The organism is Bradyrhizobium sp. (assembly GCF_017881085.1).
GTDB lineage: Bacteria > Pseudomonadota > Alphaproteobacteria > Rhizobiales > Xanthobacteraceae > Bradyrhizobium.
Genome location: NZ_JADGRI010000011.1, coordinates 1 through 25,968, shown reverse-complemented (window position 1 = coordinate 25,968; position 25,968 = coordinate 1). Strand labels below are relative to the sequence as shown.

The window sequence follows — 25,968 nt, the reverse complement described above, 5'->3', positions numbered from 1 at the left end:
CGGATGGCAATCTGCCGCGCCACAGCCAAGACTCGCAAAGATTCCAGAAACCATTTCGTGGCGCGGCGGCCCGAAAAAAGAGCCCAGCGCATCAAGCGCTGGGCCCAAGTTGGACACTTCGGAGGAAACTCGAAATGTCCCGGCTTCCGACCTGGTCGGAACTGTGAGTCTCACTGATTTATGATGTCGGCGCCTGTTCGCCCTGCCCGGTCGCCGCCGACGGCACCAGCGCGCCGCCGATGACGCGCGAATGGGCGCGGAACTCGGCCACGACGGCATTTTCCAGGGTGACGCGAACATCGTAGATGCCGGATTGCGCCGAACGCACCACTTCGGTGGCCGTCGCCACCAGGCGGTCGCCGAGCCTGGTCGGATGCAGGAACGAAACACTGCAATGAGAGGCAACCGTCCGTTCGTTGTAGCTGTTGCTGGCCAGCGAAAATACCGTGTCCGCCAGCGTGAAGATGGCGCCACCATGGGTGATGCCGATGCCGTTGACCATGGACGGCAGCACGGTCATCGCGACGCTGGCGCGGCCTGCTTCGATCGACAGCCGCTCCAGGCCGAGGCTGCGCAGCGTGGCGTCCTGCCGCCACAGGAAATCCGCGCAGGCCTGCGCCAGCCTGCGCGATGAAAGAAAGGCCACATTATTCACCGAGGTACCTTGGAATCTTTCCGGATGCGAATCGCGCAATGAGCTTCGGGTTCGGCGGGACCCTAACGCCGCGCGACATGCGCCGCGTCCTCCGGTCGGTGGAGACGCGGATATACCGTTTGGAAAGTGTCGCCCGCCAGCAGCACACCCATTCGGCCGGCGTCAATTCGAAAGTGCGGGCGATGGGTTCGCCATAGGCCCCACTGCCCAGTTGCTGCCCCGCATCATGGTTGGCCTCGACGGGGTCGGAAAACTTGCTGTCTCCGTCCATGGACCTGTCAATGCCGGTCAGATCGCATCACATAGCGGGGCGCTCATCCTCCCATGGGAGGACGCCACGGCCAATCCGCGGTCGTTGCCCAGGCAATCATCAACCGCCGTAGCAGGCTGCTCCCGTCATTTGCCGGGCGCGCGTGCAACGGGGTAACTTTGCTGGTTTTGGCGCACCGGCACTTTTTGTGCTCGCCTTGGTCGTACCGTTGGTCGCTTGACCGACGGTCTGGGCCTGAAGGCCGGCGGTATAGGAAAGCGCAACGACTGCAACGGCGGCCGCGAAAAGCAATCTCTTCATCTTCAATTCTCCGTCGTAAAAATTGAAATGTTGAGTGCGGTATTGAGACGGCAAGACTAGTGCCTGCGGCGCGAGCTGTAAAGAAAAGCGCGGCTTGCCGCCAGACCTGCACGCATCTGTGCAAGCACCCGCGCGGCGTTTTGATGCGCCGCAGCCGGCGGTCCCTATCGGGACACCACATGCATCGAGCGAGGCCCACCCTTGGCCACGCTTCGTGGGACGCGCCTAGCCGATCAGCGGCGAGGCATATCCGGCGACGATCTTGACCAGATCTGCCTGGCGGACGGCGCCGGTTTTCACGAACAGACGGCCGAGGTGAGTCTTGACCGTGGTTTCGGCAACGCCGAGCGCCATGGCTACTTCCGGAACGCCGCCGACCTCGACGATGGCGAGCAGCACGCGCAACTCGGTCGGGGTCAATCTGTAGGTCCGGGCGATGACTTCCGGCGGTGACGAGGTCTCCAGCGCGGCCTTGCGAATGAACACGGCGGCGACCGCGGTATAGGCAAAACCGGTCAACCGCCGGGCGCCTGAGGTCAGCGGGAGCACGTGGGCGACGTAGCGCGCGCCGTCCTGCCCGCTCAGCGGCAAGGCGATGCCCTGGGTTCCGATGGCCACGTCGCCGTCGCCCGCCGCCGCAAACAGCTGCTGCAGCGCTTGTTCCATCTCCCCATCGCGCGCAACCAGCCGCCCGCCGGTCACGGAAAACAGATCGCCAGCGTCGAGAATGACGTGACAAGCCGCGTTGGCATGGACGATGCGCCCGGACGCGTCGACCAGGCAGATCCCCACGCTGAGGCCGTCGAGCGTGTCGGCGAAGGTCGCCGCCTCCGCGGATTTGAGATCGATCAGCCTGCCGACCAGTACCGCGCGGCGGATGTGCGGAACGATCAGGCGCATGCGCCGGCGCGTCTCATCGTCGACGACACCGTCGCGCTCGTGGCGGAACACCCCGAACAGCGCTGCCGAGGTCACCGACTTGTCCAGCACCGCCGATACGAAATCGACCAGGCCCTGCGGCTGGGCCCATTCCTTGTAGAACTGCGTTTCCAGGAACTCGTCATAGGGCATCAGATCCGCGGTCGCGATCGGTTGGCCGATGTCGGCGAAATAGTGGCCGGTCGTGGCGGGATCGAGCTTTACGTATCTTTCGAAATAGAGATCCCGATAATATGGATCGATGCCGGATTCGTAATAGACATTCCCGGTCCCGGCGATCGGACTCTTGGAAAAGATCGCGGCAGCTGGGCCGCCTACGAAATGCCCGGCCTTGCCGACAACCTCGCCCCACAGCGAGGCATCCAGCGCCGCATCGTAGATCTCACCGATCAGTTCGAAGAACTGCGCTTCGTGACCCATGGTCCATCCTCAAAGACCCGGGTCGGAGATCGTCGTCAACACGCGTAGCCGAATTGCCCTGAGCCGCAGGCGTCATCGGTGAGACGCTGCGATCTCACCGGTCACAGCACCATAGAGGCAATGGCGAACCGGGACTTGGACGGAAGCGACGGCGAAGCGGACGAAAGCGCAAGGTACCTTGCGTTGCCGGCTCAGGACGGCCGCCTGCGCTTGTGGGCGAAGGGATTGGCCTTCTCGCGCAGGCTGATGCGCACCGGCGTGCCCGGCAGCTCGAAGAACTCGCGCAGGGAGTTGACGAGATAGCGCAGATAGGATTGCGGCACGGCGTCCGCGCGCGAGCAAAACAGGATGAAGCTGGGCGGCCGCGCCTTGGCCTGCGTGATGTAGTTGAGCTTCAACCGCCGGCCGGAGACCGCGGGCGGCGGGTTGGCATCAACCGCCTGCTCGAACCAGCGATTGAGCGAAGCGGTCGGCACCCGGCGATTCCATACCGCGTAGGCTTGTTCGATCGCGCTCATCAGCCGGTCGATGCCCTCCCCCATCAGGCCGGAGACCGCAATGATCGGCATGCCCTTGACCTGCGGCAGCAGGTGATCGGCGTCGGTGCGCAGCGCCGAAATCAGGCTGGACTGCCGCCCCATCAGATCCCATTTGTTGACCGCGATCACCAGCGCCCGACCCTCGCGCTCTATCAAGTCGGCGATGCGCAGGTCCTGTTCCTCAAACTTGTTCTGCGCGTCCATCATCAGCACCACGACTTCGGCGAAGCGGATGGCGCGCAGCGTGTCCGCCACCGAGAGCTTTTCCAGTTTCTCCTCGATGCGCGAACGCCGCCTCAAGCCGGCGGTATCGAACACGCGGAAATCCCGGCCCTGCCAGTTGACCTCGACCGAAATCGAATCGCGGGTGGTGCCGGCTTCCGCGCTGGTCAGGAGGCGCTCCTCGCCGAGCAGATGGTTGATCAGCGTCGACTTGCCGGCATTGGGGCGGCCGACGATCGCTACGCGGATCGGCCGTTTGGCGATGTCCTCGTCCGACTCGATGACGTCGTCGTCGTCGAATTCCTCTCCCTCGTCGATCGGCTCGGGCATCAATCCGCGCAGCGCGTCGTAAAGATCGCTCAAGCCCTCGCCATGCTCCGCCGAAATCTGCACGGGATCGCCGAGCCCCAGCGCGTAGGATTCCATCGCGCCGACTTCGCCGTGCTTGCCCTCGCTCTTGTTGGCGACCAGCACCACCGGCTTGTTGGCGCGGCGGGCGAAGTCGGCGAAGCTGCGGTCGTTCGGCGTCAGCCCTGCACGCGCGTCAATCACGAACATCAGGGCATCGGCGAGCCCGATCGCGGTTTCGGTCTGCTCCTGCATCCGCGCGGTCAGCGAGCCCTTGGCCCCTTCGTCGAGGCCGGCGGTATCGATCAAAGTGAATTCGAGATCGCCGAGACGCCCCTGGCCTTCACGGCGGTCACGGGTGACGCCAGGTGTGTCATCGACCAAAGCGAGCTTCTGCCCGACCAGCCGGTTGAACAGCGTCGATTTTCCGACATTGGGCCGGCCGATGATGGCAATCGTGAAAGACATAATTGATCCAAGCGCCGTTTATGCAGCGCTTGTCAATAAACCAGCGCTTGATGAATTCGGGTTGTATCGCGGTAGCGATCGGCCATTTCTCCCTCTCCCCGCAGGCGACGAGAGGTGAATCGAATTGGCGCGCGTAGAATCAGCTCAAAACCAAGATCAGCGCGCGAAGGTACCGCTCGGCAGCGGCGCCGGGAATGGCGCCCCCGATTGTTGCGGCTGCTGCGCGGTCTGCGCGGATCGAGCTGGCTGCGCCGGTTGCGCGTCGGTTTGATCGGGCGGCGGCGCGGTGGTGCGCTTGCGGACGATCTTCTTCGGTTTCGGAGCCGGCGGCGCGGCGGTGGTCGAGCCGTCCTCCTCCGGTGCTGCGTCAGGATCGGGCGCGGCGACGGGTTCGGTGGAGGCCGCGGCGGGCGGCTTGGCGCTGCCCCTGGATTTCGCGGCGCGCTTTGACTTCGGCTCTTCCGGCGGCGGCGCTGCGGCGGCCGCAGCCGCCTGGGCAGCCTGGTCCCGCTGCTGCTGCTCCGCATTGCCCTTGTAAAGGTCCTTCGGAACGCCCTGCTCGAGACCCGGCACGCCATCGGGGAAAACCGGCTTGCGATCGCCCGGCAGCTTCTTCTTGGTGTCGAGGAAATCGAAGATATCGCTCGGATCCCAGCTGTAGAGGCTGGAACAGCCCGCCAGCGCGCTCGACAGCGCGATCAGGACGGCAGCTGCGATCAGACGTTGCGAGGGGCGCATGGTCGATTTCTCACTCAACTCATCATCCCGCGGTCAGCTCTTCGCGACCGGCGGAAGCAACGCCTGCAGGGCCTCGGCGCGCGAACGCAGCGAGGGCGGCGTTTCGCCGTCATTGGCAATCAGATCCAGCCATTTGCGCGCCGCCGCCGTGTCGTTGGCCCGCCAGGCCGACAACGCCAGCAGTTCGCGCGCGGTATGGCGAAAGGTCGCCTCCGGCCCGGTCGAAGATTCGAGCCGCTGCAACATCTCGGAATAGCCGGCGCTATCCACCAGCAAGCCGGCCGCGCGGACCTTGGCCAGATCCTGCTGTTCCGCGCCGATGCTGCGATCGGCGGCAACGTCGTCGTACAGTTTAGCGGCCGCCTTGGGATCACGGCCGGCTGCTTCCGCCGCGGCGCGCAGCCGGGCCAGCATGCGGTAGCCCGATGGCGCTTTGGCAGCGAGATCGTTGAAGGCGGCTTCCGCCTCGCTATGCTTGTTCGCTTCCGAGAGTTCGACCGCCTTGTCGAAGGCGCCGCCGGCCTCGGCTGCTTTCTTGGCCTCAAAATACTGGTAACTGCGCCAGCCGCCGACCCCGGCGATGATCAGCAGCGCGCCGGCGATAATGAAGATCGAATAGCGATCCCACAGCTTTTTGAGCTGGTCGCGACGTACTTCCTCGTCGACTTCATCAAATAATTCAGACACTTAAAGGTATCCCATCCCCGATGGCCCGACGCCGGGCCGAAGGCCCGCCATTGCCCCGGCTGCCTCGGTGCGGCGGCGATACCCTAGCGATATGGCGGTGGCAAGGCAAAACCAGCGGGATCAAAGCGTTAACGCCATCGGGCGTGCCGATGGGGCCATCCCGCGTGCCGAAACGAGCCCAAAACAGCCCTTACGCCTGCCTCGCCGCCCAGGCCTCGCGCAGCTCGCGCTTCATCACCTTGCCGTTGGCGTTGCGGGGCAGCGGCTCTGACGTCAGCGCCATCGTCTCCGGCACCTTGTAGTCGGAGAGCCGCTCGGCGCACCAGGCGCGCAGGACGGATTCGGTGACGTCGCCGCTGCGGGTCACGATCACCGCGTGCACGCGCTCGCCCAGCACCGGGCATGGTTTGGCGATGATGGCGCTCTCGACCACGCCGGGATGGCCCGCCAGCACCGATTCGACCTCGGCGGAATAGATCTTCAGGCCGCCGCGGTTGATCATGTCCTTCTGGCGGTCGAACACCCGCACGAAATCCTGTGCGTCGATCGAGCCGAGATCGCCGGAATGCCAGAAGCCGCCGGTAAAACTTTCGGCCGTCGCCTTCGGATTGTTCCAGTAGCCTTTTATCACGGAGCCCGAGCGGATCCAGATTTCGCCGATCTCGCCGCGCGGCAGTTCGCGGCCTGCGGCGTCCATCACCAGGATCTCGGCGCCCGGACAGGGCAAGCCGACGCTGTCGATGTGCGCGGCGGTCAGTTCCGGCGGCATGATCGTCGAGGGCGAGGTGGTTTCCGTCGAGCCATAGGCGTTGATCAGCTTCAGACCGGGAACCTTGACCGCGAGCTTCGCGATGGTCGCGATCGGCATCGGCGCTCCGCCATACCCTCCAATGCGCCACGCCGACAGATCGAAACTGTCAAAGTTCGCCTGCAGCAGGCAGAGATTATACATCGCCGGCACCATCACGGTTTGCGTGACGCGTTCGCGCGCGGCGACTTTCAGGTATTCGGCGGCTTTGAACTCCGCGACGATGATCAGCGTACCCGCGCAACGCGCCATGCTCATGATGTTGGCGACCACGCCGGTGACATGCGCGAGCGGCACCGCCGCGATCGAACGGTCCGCCCGGGTCAACTCCATGCAGGCTTGATAGATCATCGCGGAGTGGATGATGTTGCAATGCGCCAGCATCGCGCCTTTCGGCCGGCCGGTGGTGCCTGACGTGTAGAGGATCATCGCGGTGTCTTCTTCGTCGATTTCGGCGGGCGCCGGCGAAGGCCCGCTCTCGACCAAGCTGGAAAATTGCGACGCGCCTGCGTCGTCGTCGACGGCGATCCGATGCCTCAGGTCGGGAACGTCGCGCGCGTCGGGCAGACGGTCGGCGAGCGCGGCCTCATGGATCAGGAGTTTCGCGCCGCAGTCGGTCAGCACATAGGCGATCTCAGGCTTTTGCTGGCGGGTGCTGAGCAACACCGTCACCGCACCGATATGCGCCGCGCCGAACAGCGCCAGCACGAACTCGATGCGGTTGCCGAGCAGGACCGCGATCCGGTCGCCGCTTTGCACGCCCATCCGGCGCAAGCCCGCGGCGATTTGCGCCGATTGCTGCGCGACCTCGCGCCAGCTCATGCGCCGCTCGCCGCAGACCAGCGCCTCGCCGTCGGGATTTCGCGATGCCGCCGCCGAGATCATCGCCCAGAGGCTGCTCGGCCGGTCGCAAAACGCCGACACCACGCGGTCGCCAAAGCGCGCCTCGAGCCTCATCGCGGGAATCGAATAATGCGACCAGTCCATGTCGCGCCTCGCTCTAGCTCTTGGCCTTCATGCCGTAGACATGCTCCGGCCCCGGGAAGGCGCGCGAGCGCACGTCCCTGGCGTAGCCCTCGATCGCGGCCGCGATCACGGGTCCGAGATCGCCGTAGCGGCGAACAAATTTCGGGGTGCGCGGCGACAGCCCGAGCATGTCCTCCAGCACCAGCACCTGGCCGTCGCAGGCCGCACTGGCGCCGATGCCGATGGTGGGAATTTCGATGGCCTCGGTGATCTTCCGCGCCAACGGCTCGGCGACGGCCTCGATCACGACCGAGAAGGCGCCGGCCTGCGCAATCGCGCGTGCGTCGCTCTCGATCGGCCCCCAGCTGCCCTCCTCGCGGCCCTGGGCGCGAAACGAGCCGAGCGTGTTGATCGATTGCGGCGTCAGCCCGATATGGCCCATCACGGGAATGCCGCGCTCGGAGAGGAACGCCACCGTGTCCGCCATCCGCGCGCCGCCCTCGAGCTTGACGGCGCCGCAATGGGTTTCCTTCAGGATTCGCACCGCGGAATGAAACGCCTGCTCTTTGGAGGCCTCATAGGAGCCGAAGGGCATGTCGACCACGACCAGCGCGTGCTGCGAGCCGCGCATCACCGCATGGCCCTGTAGAATCATCATGTCGAGCGTCACAGGTACCGTGGTCTCGAAACCATGCATCACATTGCCGAGGGAATCGCCGACCAGGATGACGTCGCAATGGCGATCGACCAAGGCTGCGGTATGGGCGTGATACGAGGTCAGCATCACGATCGGCTCGCCATTCTTGCGGGCGCGGATATCCGGCGCGGTCTTGCGCCTGATGGCGGATTGAACGGACATATCAGGCTCCGACGACGGGGATGCCGATCACGACGGGATGAAACGCGAAAACCAGCGCCAGATAGGCGACAATCCCGACCGCGACTGCGATCATGTCGTTGCCGAGGCCGCCCACGGGTATCGGCGGTGCGCCCGGGTCCGCGCGGCGTTTCAGCGAGATGCGGTCGAAAACCGCCCAGCCCAGGAACGAGCCGAACAGGATGATGCCGCCGAGATCGCCATTGGCAATGAGATGCGCCGCCGCCCACAATTTGACGCCCGACAGCATCGGGTGCTTGATCGTCGTGTAGATGCGGCCGCGGATATAGGCCGCCACCACCAGGATGACGGCCGGAAGCATCAAGGCGACCGCGAGGTGCTTCAGCGCCCGCGGCGGGGTCCAGAGTTCGATCATGCCGTCGGCGCGATAATGCGCAAAGCCCCAGACGATCAGCGCCAGCCCTGCGAGCGAGACCAGCGCGTAGCCGATCTTGTAGCCGCCCTCGCCCCATGACGCGATCAGGCCGGCGCGCAGGTCGCGCTGCGTCGTCAGCGTATGGGCGCCCAGGAACAACACCAGCCCCGCGACCATCACCGCCAGTCCCATGATGCTCTCCTCCGCTAGCGCCCCGTTTGTGGGCTTCGGGTAACACTTTAGGGGCGCAGGCCGCAATGCGCTAAAATGCGCGCAAGCCATACGCCCTGTCTTCATCCCGGGACGGTCCGAAGGACCGGACCCGGAATAAAGAGTCTGGCTCCAGCCATTGAGCTATTCAGACCGCATTATAACACGGTCCGGAGCGGAACATTTCAGACCCCCGGCTATTGCCTCCTCGACTCATCAGGAGAAACAGTCATGACAAGATTTGGAACGATAGGCGCTGCCTGTCTGGCAATAGCACTCGCAGCATCGTCCCCGGCGCTCGCGCGGGGCGGACATGGTGGCGGCGGCTTTCACGGCGGCGGCGCCCACTTCGCGGGCGGTGGTTTTAGAGGCGGCGGATTCCGCGGTCACGGCGGGATTGGACCGGGAATCGCGGCCGGCCTGGTTGCCGGCGCGGTGATCGGTGGCGCTTATGGCGGCTACGGCCCCGGTTATGGTTACGGCCCCGGCTATTATGACGATTCATATGCCTACGATAACGGTTATAATGGTTACAACGGCGGTTACGACAACGGCTATGCGGCGCGCAACGGCTTCGTCTGTCAGCCCGGCACCTGGTTCCGCGGCGAAGACGGCCGCCGGCATCTCTGCCAGTAATCACCGCAATTGCGATAGAGGCGGCCCGGTGGGCCGCCTTTTTTTGCGGCTGTAACGGGAAACGATCTCCTTGATCAGATAATTTGGCCGGCCCTACTGCTTCAGTTCGCGATTATCGACATAGCGGATCGCGATCGGCCGCCCGGCGAGCGCGCCGCCCAGCCCACCGGAGAATTTCAGCGGGGCACAAGCATTCAGCGAGACGTCGATGGCCTTGAGATAGGCGGCGCGCACATCGGCAGGCGCGTCCGCCGTCGCAAAGGTCATGCGCGGTGCGCCGATGATCCCGCCCGACCGGTTGAAACTGAAGCGCACCGTCATCTGCATGTCCTCGCGGGCCGCATTAGCCGGCGGCGGCGACCAGCAGGAGCGTAGTGCGGCAAAGAGATCGCCGATGGTTTGGAGATCGTGGTCGGGCTTTTGATACTTTGTCGCGTCGTCCTGCGGCGGCACGGTTTCGATCGTCAGCTGCAGATTTTCGCCGTAGGGATAATCGATCTCGGGAATGCACGGCCCACGATTGAGCACGCTGCAAGTCGACGGCGTGCACGGCCGCCCGCTCAGCACGCTGCAAGGCGCGTGGGAAAACGGCGTGGCGTCGATGTGCCGCGGCCGCGCTTCGGCGCCGCCGGTAGCGACCATTCCGCCAATGGCAATCATGAGACAGAAATCGATGCGCCGGAGCATGGGTCCTCGATGGGGCAGCCAGGTGCGTCACCGAGATGATGCCGACGACGGGCGGGATCAAGAGGGGCTTCGTTCACAACCCTGCGTTCATTCAACGGCGCGGGCAGCCCGCCTTACGCCTTCTTCTTCACGTCCTTGATGCTGGAAAACACGATGCCCTCGGCGCGTTCCTTGGTGTAGCCCAGGTAGAATTCATTCTTCGCCAGAAACACCGGATCGCCGTCGACGTCGTCGGCGACGCCGGAGCCGTTGGCGGCGATGAAGGCCTCCAGCTTCTTGCGGTCGTCGCACGAAATCCAGCGCGCCAGCTGGAACTCGGAAACCTCGAATTCGACCGGCAGCGAATATTCGGCATCGAGCCGCGCCTTCAGCACGTCGAGCTGCAGCGGGCCGACCACGCCGACCAATGCCGGCGCGCCGTCGCGCGGGCGGAACACCTGCACCACGCCCTCCTCCGACATCTGCTGCAGCGCTTCTTTCAGCTTCTTGGCCTTCATCGCATCGGTCAACCGGACGCGGCGGACGATTTCCGGTGCGAATGAGGGCACGCCGACGAAGGTGAGATCCTCGCCCTCGGTCAGGGTGTCGCCGATCCGCAACGTGCCGTGGTTGGGGATGCCGACGACATCGCCGGCAAAGGCTTCGTCGGCCAGTGCGCGGTCCTGGGCGAAGAAGAATTGCGGGCTGGACAGCGACATGTTCTTGCCGGTCCGCACTAGTCTTGCCTTCATGCCGCGGGTCAATTTGCCCGAGCACAGCCGCGCAAACGCGATGCGGTCGCGATGGTTCGGATCCATGTTGGCCTGGATCTTGAACACGAAGGCGCTCATGTGCGGCTCCGCCGCCTCGACCTTGCGCAGATTGGATTCCTGCGCGCGCGGCGGCGGCGCGAAGCGCCCCAACCCCTCCAGCAAATCGCCGACGCCGAAATTGCGCAGCGCGCTGCCGAAATACACCGGCGTCAGGTGGCCCTCGCGGAACGCTTCCAGCTCGAACGGCTTGCAGGCCTCCGACACCAGCGCGAGCTCTTCCTTGATCTCGCCGATGTCGAGATTGGCATTGCGGCCGGCGAGATCGGCGATATCGATCTGTTGGGCGGCACCGGTCTTGGCGCCGCCGCCTTCGAGCAGGCGGATGCCGCCGGTGGCGAGATCGTAGGTGCCGAGGAAATCGCGGCCGCGGCCGACCGGCCAGGTCATCGGCGTCGTATCGAGCGCCAGCGTCTTTTCGATCTCGTCGAGCAGATCGAAGGTGTCGCGGCTCTCGCGGTCCATCTTGTTGATGAAGGTGATGATCGGGATGTCGCGGAGCCGGCAGACTTCGAACAGCTTTCGCGTCCGCGCCTCGATGCCCTTGGCGGCGTCGATCACCATGACCGCGGAATCGACCGCGGTCAGCGTGCGATAGGTATCTTCCGAAAAATCCTCGTGGCCCGGCGTGTCCAGGAGGTTGAACACCAGCCCCTCGAATTCGAAGGTCATCACCGAGGTGACGACGGAAATGCCGCGCTCGCGCTCGATCTTCATCCAGTCGGAACGGGTGTTGCGGCGTTCGCCCTTGGCCTTGACCTGGCCGGCCAGATTGATGGCGCCGCCGAACAGCAGCAGTTTTTCGGTCAGCGTGGTCTTGCCGGCGTCGGGGTGGGAGATGATGGCAAAGGTGCGCCGCCGCGCCACCTCCGCGGCGAGCGGGCTGCGGGACGGCGATTCGGTTGCTATGGCGAGGTCGGACATGAATCGAGCGTTTGGCAGGGAAACCGGGCTGGATCAAGGAGGATCGGCACCTCCGATATAGGGATTGCGCGGCCAAACTCCAATCAGCGGTAACCCAACAACGATACCGCCCAATAGGCCAAAGCGGCGACGCCGGCGGAAGCCGGGATGGTAATCACCCAGGCATAGACGATCGAGCTTGCCACGTTCCAGCGCACCGCCGAAACCCGCCTTGCCGCGCCGACGCCGACGATGGCGCCGGTGATGGTGTGGGTGGTCGAGACGGGAACGCCGAGAAAGGTCGCTATGAACAGGGTCGCGGCGCCGCCGGTTTCCGCGCAAAATCCCTGCATCGGGGTCAGTTTGGTAATGCGTAGGCCCATGGTGCGGACGATCCGCCAGCCGCCCATCAGGGTGCCCAGCGCCATGGCCGCCTGGCAGGACAGCACCACCCAGAACGGAACGTAGAATTCGGTGCCCAGCTGCCCCTGCGAAAACAGCAGGACCGCGATGATGCCCATGGTCTTCTGCGCGTCGTTGCCGCCATGGCCGAGCGAATACAGCGACGCCGAGGCGAATTGCAGGATGCGGAAGGCGCGGTCGACCGCGAACGGCGTGGAGCGTACCGACGCCCAGGAAACGATCGCAACCAGCACCATCGCCAGCAGGAATCCGAACAGCGGCGACAGCACGATCGCCACCAGCGTCTTCGTCAGCCCGCTCCAGACCGCGGCCGAAAGTCCCGCCTTGGCCATGCCGCCCCCGACCAGCCCGCCGATCAGCGCGTGCGAGCTGGAGGACGGGATGCCCAGTCCCCAGGTGATCAGGTTCCAGACGATGGCGCCGATCAGGGCTGCGAAGATCACCTGGGTATCGATGACGCTGGGTTCGACGATACCCGTACCGATGGTGTGGGCGACGTTGAGCCCGAACACCGTGAAGGCGACGAAATTGAAGAACGCCGCCCACAGCACCGCGTATTGCGGCCGCAGCACCCGGGTCGACACGATGGTCGCGATCGAGTTGGCGGCGTCGTGCAGTCCGTTGAGGAAGTCGAACAGCAACGCGACCGCGATCAATCCGAACAGGATAGGAAGACCAAGCGTGGCGTCCACTTGATGGCCCTGCCCTATACCTGTTCGATCACGATACTGTTGATCTCATTGGCGACGTCGTCGAAGCGGTCGGCGACTTTCTCGAGGTGGTCGTAGATCTCCGCGCCGACGATGAAATCCATCGTGTTGGCGTTGCGGTGCTTGAGGAATAGCTCCTTCAGACCGATGTCGTGGAGATCATCCACGCGCCCTTCCAGCTTGGTCAGTTCCTCGGTGATCGCGGTCAGCATCGCGACATTGGCGCCGATCGACTGCAGCAGCGGCAGCGCGCGGCCAACCAGGTTGGCGCATTCCACCAGCAACGTTCCCATTTCGCGCATCGGCGGCTCGAAGGTGCGGACCTCGAACAGGATAACGGCCTTGGCGGTCTGCTGCATCTGATCGATGGCGTCGTCCATCGCGGTGATCAGGTTCTTGATGTCGCCACGGTCGAATGGGGTGATGAAGGTCCGGCGCACCGCCGTCAGCACCTCGCGGGTAATGTTGTCGGCGTCATTTTCGAACTGGTTGACGCGCTGGCAGAACACCGGGGTTTCCTCGCCGCCGCGCAGCATGCCCTGCAACGCCAGCGCACCCTGCACGCAGGTCTGGGAATGCCGGGCAAACAGCTCAAAAAACCGTTCCTCCCTGGGGAGAAAGGCGCGAAACCAACGCAGCATCGCATATGTCCCAAATTTACGGAAAAAGGCCGGCCAGAGCGGCCTGTCACAGAACTGTCATAGACCACTTTGCCGACCAGGCGGCCAGCCCGCGGCATGATAGAACCCGGTCATCCACCGCTTTGTAGACCGAAAATGTTCCAAAAAACGGCCCTTTTCAGAGCGATCGGCGGAAATAATGCGCGACTTCGCCAATGATGCCGCGGCGGAACGTCAGCACGCAGACCACGAACACCGCGCCCTGGATCACCGTCACCCATTGCCCGAGACCGGACAGGTATTGTTGCATGGCGACAATGATGAAAGCGCCAACCACCGGGCCAAACACGGTGCCGAGACCGCCGACCAGCGTCATCAGCACGATTTGCCCGGACATCGCCACTTCGACGTCTGTCAACGAGGCATTTTGCGCGACAAACACCTTCAGCGCGCCTGCCAATCCGGCCAGCGTTCCCGATAGAATATAAGCTAGCAGCTTGTACTGATCGGTCTTGTAGCCGAGCGAGATCGCGCGCGGCTCGTTCTCCCGGATCGCTTTCAGCACCTCGCCGAACGGCGAGTTGATGGTGCGGAAAATCACCAGAAAACCGAACAGGAAGCCGGCGAGGATCACGTAATAGAGGATCGTCGGGTTGGCGAGATTGAAAACTCCGAACAGACGGCCTTGCGGAATGCCCTGAATGCCGTCTTCGCCATGGGTGAACGGCGCCTGCAGGTAGATGAAGAACAGAAGCTGCGACAGCGCCAGCGTGATCATCGCGAAATAGATGCCCTGGCGACGAATCGCGACCAGGCCGGTGATCACGGCCAGCGCCGCAGCGCCGGCGGTGCCGACCAGGATTCCGAGTTCGGGCGACACCCCCCACACTTTCAGCGCGTGCGCCGTACAGTAGCCGGCCGTGCCCAGAAACATCGCGTGGCCGAACGACAGCAAGCCGCCGTAACCGATCAGGAGGTTGAAGGCGCAGGCCAGCAGTGCAAAGCACAGCGCCTGCATCACGAAGAACGGGTAGATGCCGGTCAACGGTACGACCAGAAGCAGCGCGGCCATAATGCCGAACGCGATCATCTCGTCGTGGATGGCGCGTGGGGTCACCGGAATCGAATCGTCGGTCATCGCCGTCATGTTAGGCCGCCCGTCCTGTCAGTCCTGTTGGCTTCACCAGCAGCACCAGCACCATGAGAACAAATACCACGGTGTTGGAGGCCTCCGGATAGAAGTACTTGGTCAAACCCTCGATCACGCCCAGCGCAAAGCCCGTGATGATCGATCCCATGATCGAACCCATGCCGCCGATCACCACCACCGCGAACACCACGATAATGACATTCTCACCCATCAGAGGCCGCACCTGGTTGATCGGCGCCGACAATACCCCGGCGAGTGCGGCAAGGCCGACGCCGAGTCCATAGGTCAGGGTGATCATGCGCGGCACGTTGATGCCGAAGGCGCGGACCAGGGTCGGATTTTCGGTCGCGGCGCGCAGGTAAGCTCCAAGCCGGGTGCGTTCGATCAGGTACCAGGTTCCAATACAAACGATCAGCGAAAAGATCACCACCCAGCCGCGATAGATCGGCAGGTACATGAAGCCGAGGTTCATGCCGCCCTTCAATTCGTCCGGGATCGAATAGGGCAGACCGGACGAGCCGAAATAGTTCTGGAACACGCCCTGTATGATCAGAGCCAGCCCAAAGGTGAGCAACAGCCCGTAGAGATGATCGAGGCCTGCAAGCCATTGCAGCATGGTCCGCTCCAGGATCATGCCGAAAATGCCGACCACGATCGGCGCGATGATCAGCGCCGGCCAATAGCCGATGCCCGCGACGTTGAGGAGGAAATAGGCGACGAAAGCGCCCATCATGTAGACCGCGCCGTGGGCGAAATTGATGATGTTGAGCATGCCGAAGATCACGGCGAGCCCGAGACTGAGCAGCGCGTAAAACGAGCCGTTGATCAGTCCCACCAGAAGCTGTGCGTAGAGCGCTTGCATCGATCAGATCTTTCGTAACCAGCTCTTCTGACTGCTTTCAGACGCCGAGATAAGTGTGGAGCTTGTCCATGTTGGCCTGCAGATCGGCGTTGGCGAAGCCGTCGATCACCTTGCCATGTTCGACGATGTAGTAGCGGTCCGCCACGGTGGCGGCGAAGCGGAAATTCTGCTCGACCAGAAGGATGGTAAAACCCTCCTTCTTGAGCCGCGCGATGGTGTGGCCGATCTGCTGGATGATGACGGGCGCCAGCCCCTCGGTCGGCTCGTCCAGCATCAGGAAGCGCGCGCCGGTGCGCAGGATACGCGCGATCGCCAGCATCTGCTGCTCGCCGCCCGACAATTTGGTGCCCTGGCTGTCGAGCCGCTCCTTGAGATTGGGAAACAGGTCGAAGATCTGCTCCAGCGACAGGCCGCCCGGGCGCACGATCGGCGGCAACAGCAGATTTTCCCGGACGTCGAGACTGGCGAAAATCCCGCGCTCCTCCGGGCAGAACGCAACGCCCATGCGCGCGATCTTGTCGGAGGAAGCGCGGATGATCTCCTGGCCGTCGAACCGGACCGAGCCGGTGCGCTTGCCGATGATCCCCATCACCGATTTCAGCGTGGTGGTCTTGCCGGCGCCGTTGCGTCCGAGCAGCGTCACCACTTCGCCGGCATTCACATTGAAGTTGATACCGTGAAGGATGTGCGACTCGCCGTACCAGGCCTGCAGGTCCTGCACCGCCAGCACCGGCGAAGCGCCGGTCGCGGTTGCGGGCTTTGTCGCGGCATCGGCCATTTTCAAATCAGCCATGCCCCGCCCCCAGATAGGCTTCCTTGACGCGCTCGTCCTTGGTCAACTCAGCATAATTGCCTTCCGCAAGCACCTGGCCGCGCGTCAGCACGGTGATGATATCGGACAGATTGGCCACGACGTTGAGATTATGTTCGACCATCAGGATGGTGTATTTGGCGGAGATACGCTTGATCAGAGCCGCGATCTTGTCGATGTCCTCGTGTCCCATGCCGGCCATCGGCTCGTCGAGCAGCATCATCTCCGGATCGAGCGCCAGCGTGGTTGCAATCTCGAGCGCGCGCTTGCGTCCGTAGGGCATTTCGACCGCCGGCGTCTTTGCGAACTCGCTCAAGCCGACATCGTCGAGCAGTTCAAGGGCACGCCCGTTGAAGCGGTCGAGCACCGATTTGGAGCGCCAGAAATCGAAGGAATGTCCGTGCTGACGCTGCAGCGCAACCCTGACATTTTCCAGCGCGGTCAGATGCGGAAACACCGCCGAAATCTGGAACGAGCGCACCAGGCCCAGGCGCGCCACGTCGGCCGGCGCCGTCGCCGTGATATCCTGTCCCTTGTACAGGATCTGGCCGGCCGAAGGCTTCAGGAACTTGGTCAAGAGGTTGAAGCACGTGGTCTTGCCGGCCCCGTTCGGACCGATCAGCGCGTGAATGCTGCCGCGCCGGACCCGAAGATCGACATCGCGAACAGCGAAGAACCCCGCGAATTCCTTGGTCAATCCGCGGGTTTCGAGAATGAACTCATCAGCCAATCAAATTTCCCCCATCAACCATTGCCGCGATGCCTCGCGCATGGCTAATTTTCCTAACCGGCAGGTCTCTTTAGGGACGCCGCTTGGAAGGCGTCCCGGACCCTGCCCCTCCGGGCCGGAATATGCCGTCAACGGCCTGCCTTGCGCAAGACGGAAAGCTGGGCACCGGCAGGGCGAGCGGGGGATGCGAATTCGCCATAAGTCCAATTGCTTGGAAGGCACTATTGAGGGGTTGCCCGATGTGTTCGGCAGCCCTTCCAGCCGGGTCCGGAAAGCCGTCATTAACGGTGTTTAGATGCAATCTTACGGTTTCACACAATATTTGCCTGTCCAATCGATGGTTGGGTGTTTTGATTGTCTTGGTATTGGGAACGGATCGCAGCGGTGGATTTCGAGAGCGCCAACCCGTCGGTCGTTAAGTCGATCAAGCAGCGGGACCTGTTGAACACCTGGCTGCGGCTCTACTCCCGCGAGCAGAAATTGCCGCGCGTCGAGGAATACCATCCCGAGCGCCTCGCCGATGAGCTCGCGGATCTCGTCTATTACACCGTCGATACCGCCGAGCAGCCCCCGCGCCTGACGATCCAGAGCGACGGCACGCGAATGTCGAACGCCTACGGCAACACCGGCAAGGGCAAATATCTCGACGACTATATCGGAGCGAGACTCGTGCCCGTGGTAATGCCGGTCTACTATAAATGCGTCGCTAGCTGCTTGCCCGTCTACACCATCTCCAGCATCGACGACCTCTACGGACGGATCGTCGCATATGAGCGGCTGCTGCTGCCGTTCTCGGAAGGCGGCGGCGTCAGCCATTTGATCGCCTCGTTGAAGACCATCAGCGAGGACGGCGGTTTCGAGATCAAGAACCTGATGCGGGGAAACGACGCGCTGCCGACGCCAAAACTTCGCAGCGTGATCGACCGCGACCTCTTCCACCGCGCCCCCGGCCGCATTCCCTCCGGCGACCTGATCGAATTCGGCTAGCACGCGAATGCGATTCGAGAGCGCCAATCCCTCGGTTGTCCGATCCATCCGACAACGCGATCTTCTCAACACCTGGCTGCGCACGGTGGTCAAGCCACGCCCCCTGCCTGACCTCGCCGATTACCGGCCGGAGTGCCTCGCCGACGAGCTTCCGGACATGATGGGATTTGTCGTCGAGGGCCGTGGCGACGAGGCGCGGTTCCTGATTACCCAGGAGGGGGCAACGCTGACCAAGGTCTATGGCAGCGAGCACCTCGATCCCCGCAAGCTCACCAACCGTTATCTCGACGACGCGATCGGTCCCGAGCGATACGAACACGTCGTGACCCTGTACCGCACCTGCCTCGCGTGCAAGCGGCCGACCTATTCGATATCCATGGTGCAGGATCCGGACGGCAAGGACGTCCAATATGAGCGCCTGCTGCTGCCGTTCGGCAGCGCAGGCCGCGTCGAGCAGATCGTCGGGTCCTACAAGGCCATCAGCATCGATGGCCACTTCAAGATCAGTAACCTGATGGGAATGCGGCCCCGGGCCATACCGCAGATCATCGTCAGGGCTGTCATCGACCAGGACATCGTTCGCAGTTCCACGCATGTCCGCGCGTCGGAAGATATTATCGACCTGAGCTAGCGTTTCCGCGTCGCGCCCGACGGCTTGACCTCCTTTGCATAAAGCTCCGGCTTGAAGCCGACCAGCAATTTGCCGCCGAGGTCGAGCACCGGCCGCTTGATCATCGAGGGTTGCGCCAGCATCAAGGCGAGCGCCTTGCCCACGCTAAGGCCCTCTCTGTCGCCGTCGGGCAATTTGCGGAAGGTCGTGCCGGCCCGGTTGAGCAGGGTTTCCCAGCCGACCTCGTCGCTCCAGGCTTTCAGCTTGTCCTTGGCGATGCCTTCGCTCTTGTAGTCATGGAAATGATAGGCGACACCGTGGCTGTCGAGCCAGGCGCGCGCCTTCTTCATGGTGTCGCAGTTCTTGATGCCGTAGATGGTGATGGTCATGTCGGCTCATTCCAGAATAACGGTGTGCGGCCGGCTATGGTAGGGTACCGTAAGCAGCTCGAGTAAGACGCCCCACAGCGCATCAGACATTCCTTCCCGCTTGCCGTGTGGTCAGAGCATGCCAGACGGGATGATCAAGCGGATGTAGCTTCGACATGCGGTCATTCCCGGCTTTCTCTAACCCGCCCCGTCATCGAGACTGACAATCACGGCGGCATTGGCGATGATGATGGCATCGCCGCCCTGCTCGGCCGGAATCTCGAGCCCGCCCTTGACCGCTGACACGGTCACCGTTCCGTAAGGCAGCTCCTTCGCGACCGCTGCCGTGTCGACCGCGCCGGGATCGGGCACCGCGATGGTGACATCGACGAACATGTCCTTCGCCGTCTTGCCCAGCATCCGGAAGAACCCGAGGCTGGAATGGCGGATGGCGTCGGAGACCGCGCGTTTGGCTGCCTTGGTGGAATCCTTGCCGTGAACATCGACGCCCATGCCCATTTCGGTGATACAGCGCACGCGTGCCATCAGAGTCCCTGCCTTTTCCCGTTTTCAGAGACTGTCAATATCCGGTTCGCGCGAACCGCGCCATAGGACCGGCCGGCGCCGCCGCGCCGGCTGAAGATCAGCTTCAGCCACGGCGCCGAATGGAAGGCGCTCATCAGCAGGTACATCGGGACCATTCCGCTCAGCGGTGACGCATCGCGCGCGGCCGCGCAGATCATATCCGCCGAACCGGGACCATAAATAACCGACAGCAGCGCCATGATGACGAAGGTCGGCGCGGCCGCGAGGCCTAGCCAGCCGGCCGCGCCGAGGGCGGCCGCGTTGCCGCTTTCACAACCGATCGCGTCGCGCGCGGGTCCGCCGGTACCGGGCTCGCTCGTGGTTCTCTCCCGCCAAAGGCCATCGCGGTCCTTCTCCGCCTTGAACAGTTCCGGCCTTGCATTCAGCCGCTCCTGGCGTGTTCCGGTCACGTGTTCCGTCATCGTTGTTCTCCGTTGGTTTCCCCGGGCTGTTGGCCCGGGCCGACGGCGAGCACAGTCACAACGGCTCCAGCCCATTCGACAATGGCTGTGAGAAACGTTGGGGACAGGATCGTCCAGTCGACCATGATGGCCCTCTCGCCGCGACGACACTGGTTTGTCGTCGCGTGATAGATTAGGACCGCGATATCGGACGGTGAGAGTGACAAGTGTGACGGGATTCCGATGGACTCGCTGATCACAGCCGCAGGCCGCGCGCTCGCGGCTGGCGACCCCCTCGGCGCCTTGAAACGGGTCGCGCTGCGCGACGATGCGCCGGCGCTGGCGCTGCGCGGCATCGCGATGGCGCAGCTCGGCGATCTCGTTCGCGCCAAGACGCTGCTCAGGAGCGCGGCGCGCGCCTTCGGTCCGAAGGAGGCGGTGGCGCGGGCGAGGTGCGTCGTCGCCGAAGCCGAGATCGCGCTGGTCTCGCGTGACCTCAACTGGCCCGCCAAGGCGCTCGACGCGGCGCGGGTGACGCTCGAAGCGCATGGCGACCGGGTCAACGCCGCGCATGCGCGCTATCTCGACGTCCGGCGCCTGCTGCTGATCGGACGCCTCGACGCGGCCGAGCGCACGCTTGCCGAGCTCGACCCCGCGCCCTTCCCGCCGGCGTCGCGGGCCGCCCACGAACTGGTGGTGGCGGGGATCGCGATGCGACGTCTCCGGGCCAAGGCGGCACGCGCGGCACTTGCCCGCGCCGCTCGCGCCGCGCACGCGGCGGCGATCCCCGGGCTGACGGCGGAGGTCGAAAGCGCATCGCTGGTCCTGAACACGCCCGCGGCGCGCCTGATCGCGCGCGGCGAAGAGCGCCCTCTCCTGCTCGATGAGGTCGAAGCATTGCTGGCGTCGAAGGCGCTGGTCGTCGATGCCTGCCGTCATGCCGTGCGCGAGGCGGATACCTTGGTCTCGCTCGAAAGCCGTCCGGTGTTGTTCGCGCTCGCCCGCGCGCTGGGCGAAGCGTGGCCCGCTGACGTGCCGAGGGGCACGCTGCTGGCGCGGGCCTTCGGCGCGAAGCACGCCGACGAATCGCATCGCGCGCGGCTGCGGGTCGAGATCGGGCGGCTGCGCAAGGCGCTTCGAACGCTGGCCGGCGTGAACGCGACGAAACAGGGTTTTGCGCTGGTGCCGCGCCGCGGCCGCGAGGTCGTCGTGCTGGCGCGGCCGGTCGACGGGGAATATGCCGACGTGCTGGCCTTCCTCGCCGACGGCGAATCCTGGTCGAGCTCGGCGCTCGCGCTGGCGCTCGGCGCCAGCCAGCGCACCGTGCAGCGGGCCCTCGACGGGCTTGCGGCAGCAGGCAAGGTGCAATGGTTCGGTCGCGGCCGGGCCCGGCGCTGGATGACCCCGCCGGTGCCGGGATTCCCGACAAGCTTGTTACTCCCCGCTCCCCTGCCGGGCGACTAGGATGAGGGCATGTCAGGCGTGAAGGGGGTGGAAGCATGAAGCGATCGTCGGCCGAAATCGTCCGTGAGTATGGGCCCTTCCCGGGTGTCGAGCGGGTCGCCGGCGTCACCTATGACGGCCAGCAGGTCTGGATCGCCGCCGGAGACAAGCTGGCCGCCATTGATCCCGGCAGCGGCAAGACGCTGCGCTCGATCGAGGTCGCCGCGCATGCCGGCACGGCCTTCGACGGCGAGCATTTGTTCCAGATCGCCGAGGATCGCATCCAGAAGATCGATCCGAACACCGGCCGCGTGCTCGCCACCATCCCCGCGCCCGGCGGCGGCGGCGACTCCGGGCTCGCCTGGGCCGAAGGGACGCTCTGGGTCGGGCAGTACCGCGAACGCAAGATCCACCAGATCGATCCCGAAACCGGCGCGATCCTGCGCACCATCGAGTCCAACCGCTTCGTCACCGGGGTCACCTGGGTCGACGGCGAGCTCTGGCACGGCAGCTGGGAAAACGACCAGAGCGATTTGACCCGGATCGATCCTCGCACGGGAGCGGCCCTCGAGAGGCTCGAGATGCCGCCCGGCCTCGCCGTCTCGGGGCTCGAATCCGATGGCAAGGACCAGTTCTTCTGCGGCGGCGGAAGCAGCGGCAAGGTCAGAGCCGTGCGCCGGCCCAAGCGAGGCGCCGCGGCGGGCCAAGTCCGCTGACGCGGAGACAACGCACGTCCAAAAAGAGCGGCCATCGCGGCACGTGACGCCTGGTCGACCTCGAACTGCCCTGCAGGTGTGTTGAGCGAAAAAGTCCGCATGGCGTCGGCCTTGTGTTACAAACTGAACAGACGGTGCGGGCAGATTTTCATCTAGTATCCGTATTGCTCATGGTTAAGCGTTACTTGCGATCCGCCCGGCTTTCCAGCCGGGCTTTTCGTTTTCTGTTTGTCGCCATTGAGGAGCGCCGGAGCTGCCCTCGTGGCACGGACGAACCCGACCCGCTCACCGTGCGCCACGCTTGACCGCACTAGCCGTCGCGTTTGCGAAAGGCGGCCTCGCCGGCATCCGACACCTTGACCCATTTCGGGTCGGGCGCGGCGTCGGGGACGTAGCTGTCGTGCCAGTTCCACCATTTGTACGGCCGGCTCTGCGGATAGCCCTCCGGCGATTTCTCCCACTCCTCCTGACGCCCGAGCGCGGTCATGTCGAGGTAGCTCCAGAGGGTGCCCATCGCCTCGTCGCCGCGGCTGTTGATGAAGTAGGTGCGGAACACGCGCTCGCTATCGCGGATGAAGGCGTTGTGGCCGTGCCATTGATCCACCCCGAAGTCGGCATCAAAACTGTCGGTGATGGTGTACCAGGGGATGTCCCACTCCATCCGCGCCTTCAGGCGCGCGATGTCGGCCTGCGGGGCGCGCGAGGCATAGACAAGCGTCGTGTCGCGCGCGTTCAGGTGAGCGAGGTGGCCGACCTGGTCGGCCCCAAGCGAACAGCCGATGCAGGCATGCTCCGGCCAGCCGTGCACGCCGGGCTCGAAGAAGGCGCGGTAGACGATCAACTGGCGGCGGCCCTCGAACAGGTCGAGCAGGCTCGCTCTGCCCCTGGGCCCGTCGAACACATAGGCCTTTTCCACGGCAAGCCACGGCATCCGCCGCCGCTCGGCGGCCAGCGCGTCACGGGCGCGGATTATGGCCTTCTCCTTGACGAGAAGCTGCTCGCGCGCAGCCTCCCACTCCAGCCGCGACACAATCGGCCGCGTGCTCATGGCGTGCTGTCCTTCCTTCCGGCCCTTCTCGGGTGATGTCGTCGTGGTCATCGCAACCTCCTGACTGGAGCGATCTGTCGTGTCTTCGCGTTCACGGCCGATCGCTCGCTGTTGGTATGCGGTCATTTTGCCGCCGGACGTCGAACGGCGGGAGTGACAAGTGTGTCGGGATTCGGCCGGTGAACCCGGCCAGACGCGCGTTCTGCAATCCGACACCCCCGACCCCGACGGTAAGGGACATGGGTCCGCGTTCTCGCGGCGCGGGATGCCCGAGTCCTGCGTAACCTTTCACCCCCTTGGTAGGCAGAGGGCGCAGGGAAAGCCGGGTGCGCGCTGCACCCGCGGTCTCGCGTGCAAAAGGGATAGAAAAGCGCACACGAGCATACAGGTTCAGCGGAGGCAATCCGGCCTTCCCTGCGCAATGGTTTTAACGGTTTCCTTCGTGCTCTCCTCGGTGACCGGCTTTCTTGCCACCGTCGCTCCGCCTGAATGAACCTGCGCAACTTGACGCCAGCACCGGGGCGTCAGGACCACACGACTTCGCCGTCCGCCTCAAGCCACGTTCGTCCTCGTGACATCAGCGTCCACCGCATCTCACCGCAACGTTCGTGACGATCGCGAGCCGCCCCTCTCTCGGGTGAGACAGCGGGGATGTGGAAGTGATTTGCATGACAAGTTAAGCGGAATATTTTTGCGCGAAGGGCTGGACAGACTTTCGGTGATTTGCCCGTCAGGTCAATTGGTCGCACACATTGCCTTCACATCGTCATTGCGAGCCAACGGGTCGGCGCGAAGCGCCGCCCGATGACAGGCTCCGCGAAGCAGCCCGTAGCACGGCTTGCGGAGATGTGGATGGCTTCGTCGCTATCGCTCCCTCGCGCAAACGCTTCGCGTTTGTCGCAGGCAATGACGGCCGCATCAGCGGTGCGCAACAAACGCAGCATTCTACGCCGGCACCGGCGCGCGACCTGCCGATGGCACCGGCCTGAACGTCATGGCGATCAGGAACGCGCCAAGGCCCATGATCCAGGAGCCGATATAGAGCCACGCGTAGCTGGCAAAGGTGTCGTAGATCAAACCGCCGGCCAGCGGTCCCGTCGCCATGCCCAGGCTGCCGGCCATCGCGGTTCCGCCGATCACGGTGCCCATCATCCGCAGCGGAAAGTTTTCGCGCGCCAGAGAGGCATAAAGCGGCATGGTGCCGGCATAGATGAAGCCGAACAGCGCCGCCACGGTATAGAACGCGGCGAGTTCGCGCACGAACACATAACCGAGCGCCCCGAACGCCTGCGCCAGCAGGCCGAGCACGAGCACCCGCTTGGCGCCGAAGCGATCGCCCATCAGACCGAAGGCGATGCGGCCGCCCATCCCGGCAAAACCTTCCACGCTGTAGATGGTGACGGCCGATATCAAGGGAATGCCGCAGCTGACGGCGTAGCTTACGGTGTGGATGATCGGCCCGGAATGGGTGGCGCAGCAGAAGAAGTTGGTCGCGAGCAGGATGATGAATTGCGGCGATCGCAGCGCCTGCGACAGCGACATCTCCGGCTGGTCCGGATCGCCTGACGGCACGGACGCTCCGGCTTCGAGCGCGGGCGCGCGGCGCACCAGGAGCGAAACCGGGATCATGATCCCTGCGACGACGAGGGCCACGATCTGCATCGAGGTGCGCCAGTCGTGGTGCGAGACCAGCCACGCGGCCAATGGCGCCATCGTCATCGGCGCCATGCCCATGCCAGCCGAAACCAGCGACACCGCAAGGCTGCGATGGGTATCGAACCAGCCGGTGACGCAGGCCATCATCGGCGCAAAGATCGCGGCGCAGGCGGCGCCGACCATCAGCCCGAAGATGAACTGGAACGCGACCAGCGAGGTCGCGAGGCTCGCGAGCCCCAGGCTCGCCGCCAGCACGACCGAGCCTGTCAGCACCACCGGCAGCGGCCCCCACCGGTCGGACAGGGTGCCCCAGATCATGCTGGTGAGGGCCATCGCGAGAAAGCCGATGGTCATGGCGCTGGACACGCCGGTGACCGACCAGCCGGTATCCCGCGCGATCGGCTGCAAAAACACCGGCAACGAGAACATGCCGCCGATCGCGACACAGCCGAGCAGGCCCCCGGCCGCGACGATCACCCAGCGATAGCGAGAGTTTTCCATTCCTGGTCTCCAATGCGTCTTTCCGGATGCAAGACGAACGGGATGGGCGGGAACCGACAGGCTGAGGGGCAATGCCCGATTATTTTTTCCGGCCGGGGTCCGGAGACGTTCACCAGCATATTACAATAGATCATGACCATCCGCCCGATTGTCCGTTATCCCGACCCTCGGCTTGCGCTTCCGGCGCAGCCGGTGACCGCTTTTGACGGCGCGCTGCGCGAGCTGGCGCAAGACCTGCTCGAGACGATGCACGCCGCGCCCGGCATCGGGATCACCGCGCCGCATATCGGCATCCCGCTGCGGGTCGTGGTGCTCGACCTAGACCCCATCAACGGCGCGCAGACCTATGTCAATCCGGAGATCATCTGGGCATCGCCCGAGACGATCCTGCATCAGGAAGGCAGCGTCTCGATGCCCGGTGTCAACGACGATATCCAGCGTCATTCGCGCGTCCGCATCAGCTATCACGACGTCGACGGCAATTTGCA

General features: G+C 64.2%; 27 protein-coding genes. 6 read left to right on the top strand and 21 right to left on the bottom strand.

What is annotated here, in order from left to right; genetic code table 11:
• Window positions 1-178 precede the first annotated feature (178 nt).
• The 8 genes from paaI to QZ213_RS02340 form a co-directional block, all read right to left on the bottom strand.
• Window positions 179-655: a hydroxyphenylacetyl-CoA thioesterase PaaI gene (gene paaI, locus QZ213_RS02375; RefSeq protein ID WP_291684438.1), complete on the bottom strand. Its 477-nt coding sequence runs from the start codon at window positions 653-655 to the stop codon at window positions 179-181.
• Window positions 656-1,451: 796 nt separating this feature from the next.
• Entirely contained in the window at window positions 1,452-2,585 is a 1,134-nt protein-coding gene (locus QZ213_RS02370; RefSeq protein WP_291684437.1) for a LuxR C-terminal-related transcriptional regulator, read from the bottom strand.
• A 191-nt stretch (window positions 2,586-2,776) separates the two neighbouring features.
• Entirely contained in the window at window positions 2,777-4,162 is a 1,386-nt protein-coding gene (der, locus tag QZ213_RS02365) for a ribosome biogenesis GTPase Der (protein ID WP_291684436.1), read from the bottom strand.
• Between the two features lie 156 nt (window positions 4,163-4,318).
• Window positions 4,319-4,900, bottom strand: a complete 582-nt coding sequence (locus QZ213_RS02360) for a hypothetical protein (RefSeq protein WP_291684448.1) — start codon at window positions 4,898-4,900, stop codon at window positions 4,319-4,321.
• A 33-nt stretch (window positions 4,901-4,933) separates the two neighbouring features.
• Window positions 4,934-5,587, bottom strand: coding sequence for a tetratricopeptide repeat protein (locus tag QZ213_RS02355; protein WP_291684435.1), 654 nt, complete (start codon window positions 5,585-5,587; stop codon window positions 4,934-4,936).
• 190 nt (window positions 5,588-5,777) lie between these two features.
• On the bottom strand, window positions 5,778-7,382 hold the full coding sequence (locus QZ213_RS02350; protein ID WP_291684434.1) for a class I adenylate-forming enzyme family protein: 1,605 nt from the start codon (window positions 7,380-7,382) through the stop codon (window positions 5,778-5,780).
• 13 nt (window positions 7,383-7,395) lie between these two features.
• The gene (gene panB / locus QZ213_RS02345; RefSeq protein WP_291684433.1) at window positions 7,396-8,220 is read right to left on the bottom strand and encodes a 3-methyl-2-oxobutanoate hydroxymethyltransferase; all 825 of its coding nucleotides are present in this window, start codon (window positions 8,218-8,220) and stop codon (window positions 7,396-7,398) included.
• 1 nt (window position 8,221) lies between these two features.
• Window positions 8,222-8,806 carry an NnrU family protein gene (locus tag QZ213_RS02340; RefSeq protein ID WP_291684432.1) on the bottom strand — a complete coding sequence of 195 codons (585 nt, stop codon included), beginning with the start codon at window positions 8,804-8,806 and terminating at the stop codon, window positions 8,222-8,224.
• A gap of 249 nt (window positions 8,807-9,055) precedes the next feature.
• Between QZ213_RS02340 and QZ213_RS02335 the strand changes: the two genes are divergently transcribed.
• Window positions 9,056-9,460 carry a hypothetical protein gene (locus QZ213_RS02335; protein WP_291684431.1) on the top strand — a complete coding sequence of 135 codons (405 nt, stop codon included), beginning with the start codon at window positions 9,056-9,058 and terminating at the stop codon, window positions 9,458-9,460.
• 93 nt (window positions 9,461-9,553) lie between these two features.
• Here QZ213_RS02335 and QZ213_RS02330 read toward each other — a convergent pair whose 3' ends face one another.
• The 8 genes from QZ213_RS02330 to QZ213_RS02295 all read right to left on the bottom strand — a co-directional run bounded on the left by QZ213_RS02330 (window position 9,554) and on the right by QZ213_RS02295 (window position 17,165).
• On the bottom strand, window positions 9,554-10,147 hold the full coding sequence (locus QZ213_RS02330; protein ID WP_291684430.1) for a hypothetical protein: 594 nt from the start codon (window positions 10,145-10,147) through the stop codon (window positions 9,554-9,556).
• Window positions 10,148-10,260: 113 nt separating this feature from the next.
• Window positions 10,261-11,880 carry a peptide chain release factor 3 gene (locus QZ213_RS02325; RefSeq protein WP_291684429.1) on the bottom strand — a complete coding sequence of 540 codons (1,620 nt, stop codon included), beginning with the start codon at window positions 11,878-11,880 and terminating at the stop codon, window positions 10,261-10,263.
• An 83-nt stretch (window positions 11,881-11,963) separates the two neighbouring features.
• The gene (locus tag QZ213_RS02320) at window positions 11,964-12,974 is read right to left on the bottom strand and encodes an inorganic phosphate transporter (RefSeq protein WP_291684428.1); all 1,011 of its coding nucleotides are present in this window, start codon (window positions 12,972-12,974) and stop codon (window positions 11,964-11,966) included.
• 14 nt (window positions 12,975-12,988) lie between these two features.
• Window positions 12,989-13,633 (bottom strand): DUF47 domain-containing protein, encoded by a 645-nt coding sequence (locus QZ213_RS02315; RefSeq protein WP_291684427.1) that lies wholly within the window; start codon window positions 13,631-13,633, stop codon window positions 12,989-12,991.
• A gap of 157 nt (window positions 13,634-13,790) precedes the next feature.
• Window positions 13,791-14,759, bottom strand: a complete 969-nt coding sequence (locus tag QZ213_RS02310) for a branched-chain amino acid ABC transporter permease (RefSeq protein ID WP_291684426.1) — start codon at window positions 14,757-14,759, stop codon at window positions 13,791-13,793.
• A 1-nt stretch (window position 14,760) separates the two neighbouring features.
• Window positions 14,761-15,624, bottom strand: coding sequence for a branched-chain amino acid ABC transporter permease (locus tag QZ213_RS02305; RefSeq protein ID WP_079568982.1), 864 nt, complete (start codon window positions 15,622-15,624; stop codon window positions 14,761-14,763).
• A 37-nt stretch (window positions 15,625-15,661) separates the two neighbouring features.
• The gene (locus tag QZ213_RS02300) at window positions 15,662-16,402 is read right to left on the bottom strand and encodes an ABC transporter ATP-binding protein (protein WP_291684447.1); all 741 of its coding nucleotides are present in this window, start codon (window positions 16,400-16,402) and stop codon (window positions 15,662-15,664) included.
• 7 nt (window positions 16,403-16,409) lie between these two features.
• On the bottom strand, window positions 16,410-17,165 hold the full coding sequence (locus tag QZ213_RS02295) for an ABC transporter ATP-binding protein (protein WP_291684425.1): 756 nt from the start codon (window positions 17,163-17,165) through the stop codon (window positions 16,410-16,412).
• Between the two features lie 384 nt (window positions 17,166-17,549).
• Between QZ213_RS02295 and QZ213_RS02290 the strand changes: the two genes are divergently transcribed.
• Entirely contained in the window at window positions 17,550-18,152 is a 603-nt protein-coding gene (locus QZ213_RS02290; RefSeq protein ID WP_291684424.1) for a hypothetical protein, read from the top strand.
• Window positions 18,153-18,159: 7 nt separating this feature from the next.
• On the top strand, window positions 18,160-18,783 hold the full coding sequence (locus QZ213_RS02285; RefSeq protein WP_291684423.1) for a hypothetical protein: 624 nt from the start codon (window positions 18,160-18,162) through the stop codon (window positions 18,781-18,783).
• On the opposite strand, the gene QZ213_RS02280 is transcribed toward QZ213_RS02285, so the two are convergent.
• The 3 genes from QZ213_RS02280 to QZ213_RS02270 all read right to left on the bottom strand — a co-directional run bounded on the left by QZ213_RS02280 (window position 18,780) and on the right by QZ213_RS02270 (window position 20,137).
• The gene (locus QZ213_RS02280; protein ID WP_291684422.1) at window positions 18,780-19,151 is read right to left on the bottom strand and encodes an ArsC family reductase; all 372 of its coding nucleotides are present in this window, start codon (window positions 19,149-19,151) and stop codon (window positions 18,780-18,782) included. The two genes, QZ213_RS02285 and QZ213_RS02280, sit on opposite strands and share 4 nt — an antisense overlap.
• A gap of 177 nt (window positions 19,152-19,328) precedes the next feature.
• Complete coding sequence (locus tag QZ213_RS02275) at window positions 19,329-19,676, bottom strand: Lin0512 family protein (RefSeq protein ID WP_291684421.1); 348 nt, start codon at window positions 19,674-19,676, stop codon at window positions 19,329-19,331.
• Entirely contained in the window at window positions 19,676-20,137 is a 462-nt protein-coding gene (locus QZ213_RS02270; RefSeq protein ID WP_291684420.1) for a hypothetical protein, read from the bottom strand. The genes QZ213_RS02275 and QZ213_RS02270 overlap by 1 nt, the downstream gene beginning before the upstream one ends.
• Before the next feature lie 222 nt (window positions 20,138-20,359).
• On the opposite strand from QZ213_RS02270, the gene QZ213_RS02265 reads away from it, so the two are divergent.
• Both QZ213_RS02265 and QZ213_RS02260 read left to right on the top strand, forming a co-directional pair.
• Window positions 20,360-21,580, top strand: a complete 1,221-nt coding sequence (locus QZ213_RS02265; protein ID WP_291684419.1) for a helix-turn-helix domain-containing protein — start codon at window positions 20,360-20,362, stop codon at window positions 21,578-21,580.
• 35 nt (window positions 21,581-21,615) lie between these two features.
• Window positions 21,616-22,275, top strand: a complete 660-nt coding sequence (locus QZ213_RS02260; RefSeq protein WP_291684418.1) for a PQQ-binding-like beta-propeller repeat protein — start codon at window positions 21,616-21,618, stop codon at window positions 22,273-22,275.
• Between the two features lie 310 nt (window positions 22,276-22,585).
• Here the strand turns inward: QZ213_RS02260 and QZ213_RS02255 are convergent, their stop codons facing one another.
• Together QZ213_RS02255 and QZ213_RS02250 are read right to left on the bottom strand one after the other, a co-directional pair.
• Window positions 22,586-23,323, bottom strand: coding sequence for a DUF899 domain-containing protein (locus QZ213_RS02255; RefSeq protein WP_291684446.1), 738 nt, complete (start codon window positions 23,321-23,323; stop codon window positions 22,586-22,588).
• Window positions 23,324-24,268: 945 nt separating this feature from the next.
• Window positions 24,269-25,480, bottom strand: coding sequence for an MFS transporter (locus QZ213_RS02250; RefSeq protein WP_291684417.1), 1,212 nt, complete (start codon window positions 25,478-25,480; stop codon window positions 24,269-24,271).
• 132 nt (window positions 25,481-25,612) lie between these two features.
• On the opposite strand from QZ213_RS02250, the gene QZ213_RS02245 reads away from it, so the two are divergent.
• Window positions 25,613-25,968: peptide deformylase (locus tag QZ213_RS02245; protein ID WP_291684416.1), on the top strand; the 356-nt coding region annotated here is incomplete at its 3' end.

Excerpts from the sequence above, each read along its gene's own strand:
- QZ213_RS02280 (WP_291684422.1), bottom strand. The coding sequence starts at position 19,151 with ATGACCATCACCATCTACGGCATCAAGAACTGCGACACCATGAAGAAG.
- QZ213_RS02250 (WP_291684417.1), bottom strand. The coding sequence starts at position 25,480 with ATGGAAAACTCTCGCTATCGCTGGGTGATCGTCGCGGCCGGGGGCCTG.
- QZ213_RS02340 (WP_291684432.1), bottom strand. The coding sequence starts at position 8,806 with ATGGGACTGGCGGTGATGGTCGCGGGGCTGGTGTTGTTCCTGGGCGCC.
- QZ213_RS02300 (WP_291684447.1), bottom strand. The coding sequence starts at position 16,402 with ATGGCCGATGCCGCGACAAAGCCCGCAACCGCGACCGGCGCTTCGCCG.
- QZ213_RS02270 (WP_291684420.1), bottom strand. The coding sequence starts at position 20,137 with ATGACGGAACACGTGACCGGAACACGCCAGGAGCGGCTGAATGCAAGG.
- QZ213_RS02275 (WP_291684421.1), bottom strand. The coding sequence starts at position 19,676 with ATGGCACGCGTGCGCTGTATCACCGAAATGGGCATGGGCGTCGATGTT.
- QZ213_RS02305 (WP_079568982.1), bottom strand. The coding sequence starts at position 15,624 with ATGCAAGCGCTCTACGCACAGCTTCTGGTGGGACTGATCAACGGCTCG.
- der (WP_291684436.1), bottom strand. The coding sequence starts at position 4,162 with ATGTCTTTCACGATTGCCATCATCGGCCGGCCCAATGTCGGAAAATCG.
- QZ213_RS02325 (WP_291684429.1), bottom strand. The coding sequence starts at position 11,880 with ATGTCCGACCTCGCCATAGCAACCGAATCGCCGTCCCGCAGCCCGCTC.
- QZ213_RS02315 (WP_291684427.1), bottom strand. The coding sequence starts at position 13,633 with ATGCTGCGTTGGTTTCGCGCCTTTCTCCCCAGGGAGGAACGGTTTTTT.
- QZ213_RS02260 (WP_291684418.1), top strand. The coding sequence starts at position 21,616 with ATGAAGCGATCGTCGGCCGAAATCGTCCGTGAGTATGGGCCCTTCCCG.
- QZ213_RS02335 (WP_291684431.1), top strand. The coding sequence starts at position 9,056 with ATGACAAGATTTGGAACGATAGGCGCTGCCTGTCTGGCAATAGCACTC.
- panB (WP_291684433.1), bottom strand. The coding sequence starts at position 8,220 with ATGTCCGTTCAATCCGCCATCAGGCGCAAGACCGCGCCGGATATCCGC.
- QZ213_RS02360 (WP_291684448.1), bottom strand. The coding sequence starts at position 4,900 with ATGCGCCCCTCGCAACGTCTGATCGCAGCTGCCGTCCTGATCGCGCTG.
- QZ213_RS02310 (WP_291684426.1), bottom strand. The coding sequence starts at position 14,759 with ATGACGGCGATGACCGACGATTCGATTCCGGTGACCCCACGCGCCATC.
- QZ213_RS02330 (WP_291684430.1), bottom strand. The coding sequence starts at position 10,147 with ATGCTCCGGCGCATCGATTTCTGTCTCATGATTGCCATTGGCGGAATG.
- QZ213_RS02350 (WP_291684434.1), bottom strand. The coding sequence starts at position 7,382 with ATGGACTGGTCGCATTATTCGATTCCCGCGATGAGGCTCGAGGCGCGC.
- QZ213_RS02370 (WP_291684437.1), bottom strand. The coding sequence starts at position 2,585 with ATGGGTCACGAAGCGCAGTTCTTCGAACTGATCGGTGAGATCTACGAT.
- QZ213_RS02255 (WP_291684446.1), bottom strand. The coding sequence starts at position 23,323 with ATGAGCACGCGGCCGATTGTGTCGCGGCTGGAGTGGGAGGCTGCGCGC.
- QZ213_RS02285 (WP_291684423.1), top strand. The coding sequence starts at position 18,160 with ATGCGATTCGAGAGCGCCAATCCCTCGGTTGTCCGATCCATCCGACAA.
- QZ213_RS02265 (WP_291684419.1), top strand. The coding sequence starts at position 20,360 with ATGGACTCGCTGATCACAGCCGCAGGCCGCGCGCTCGCGGCTGGCGAC.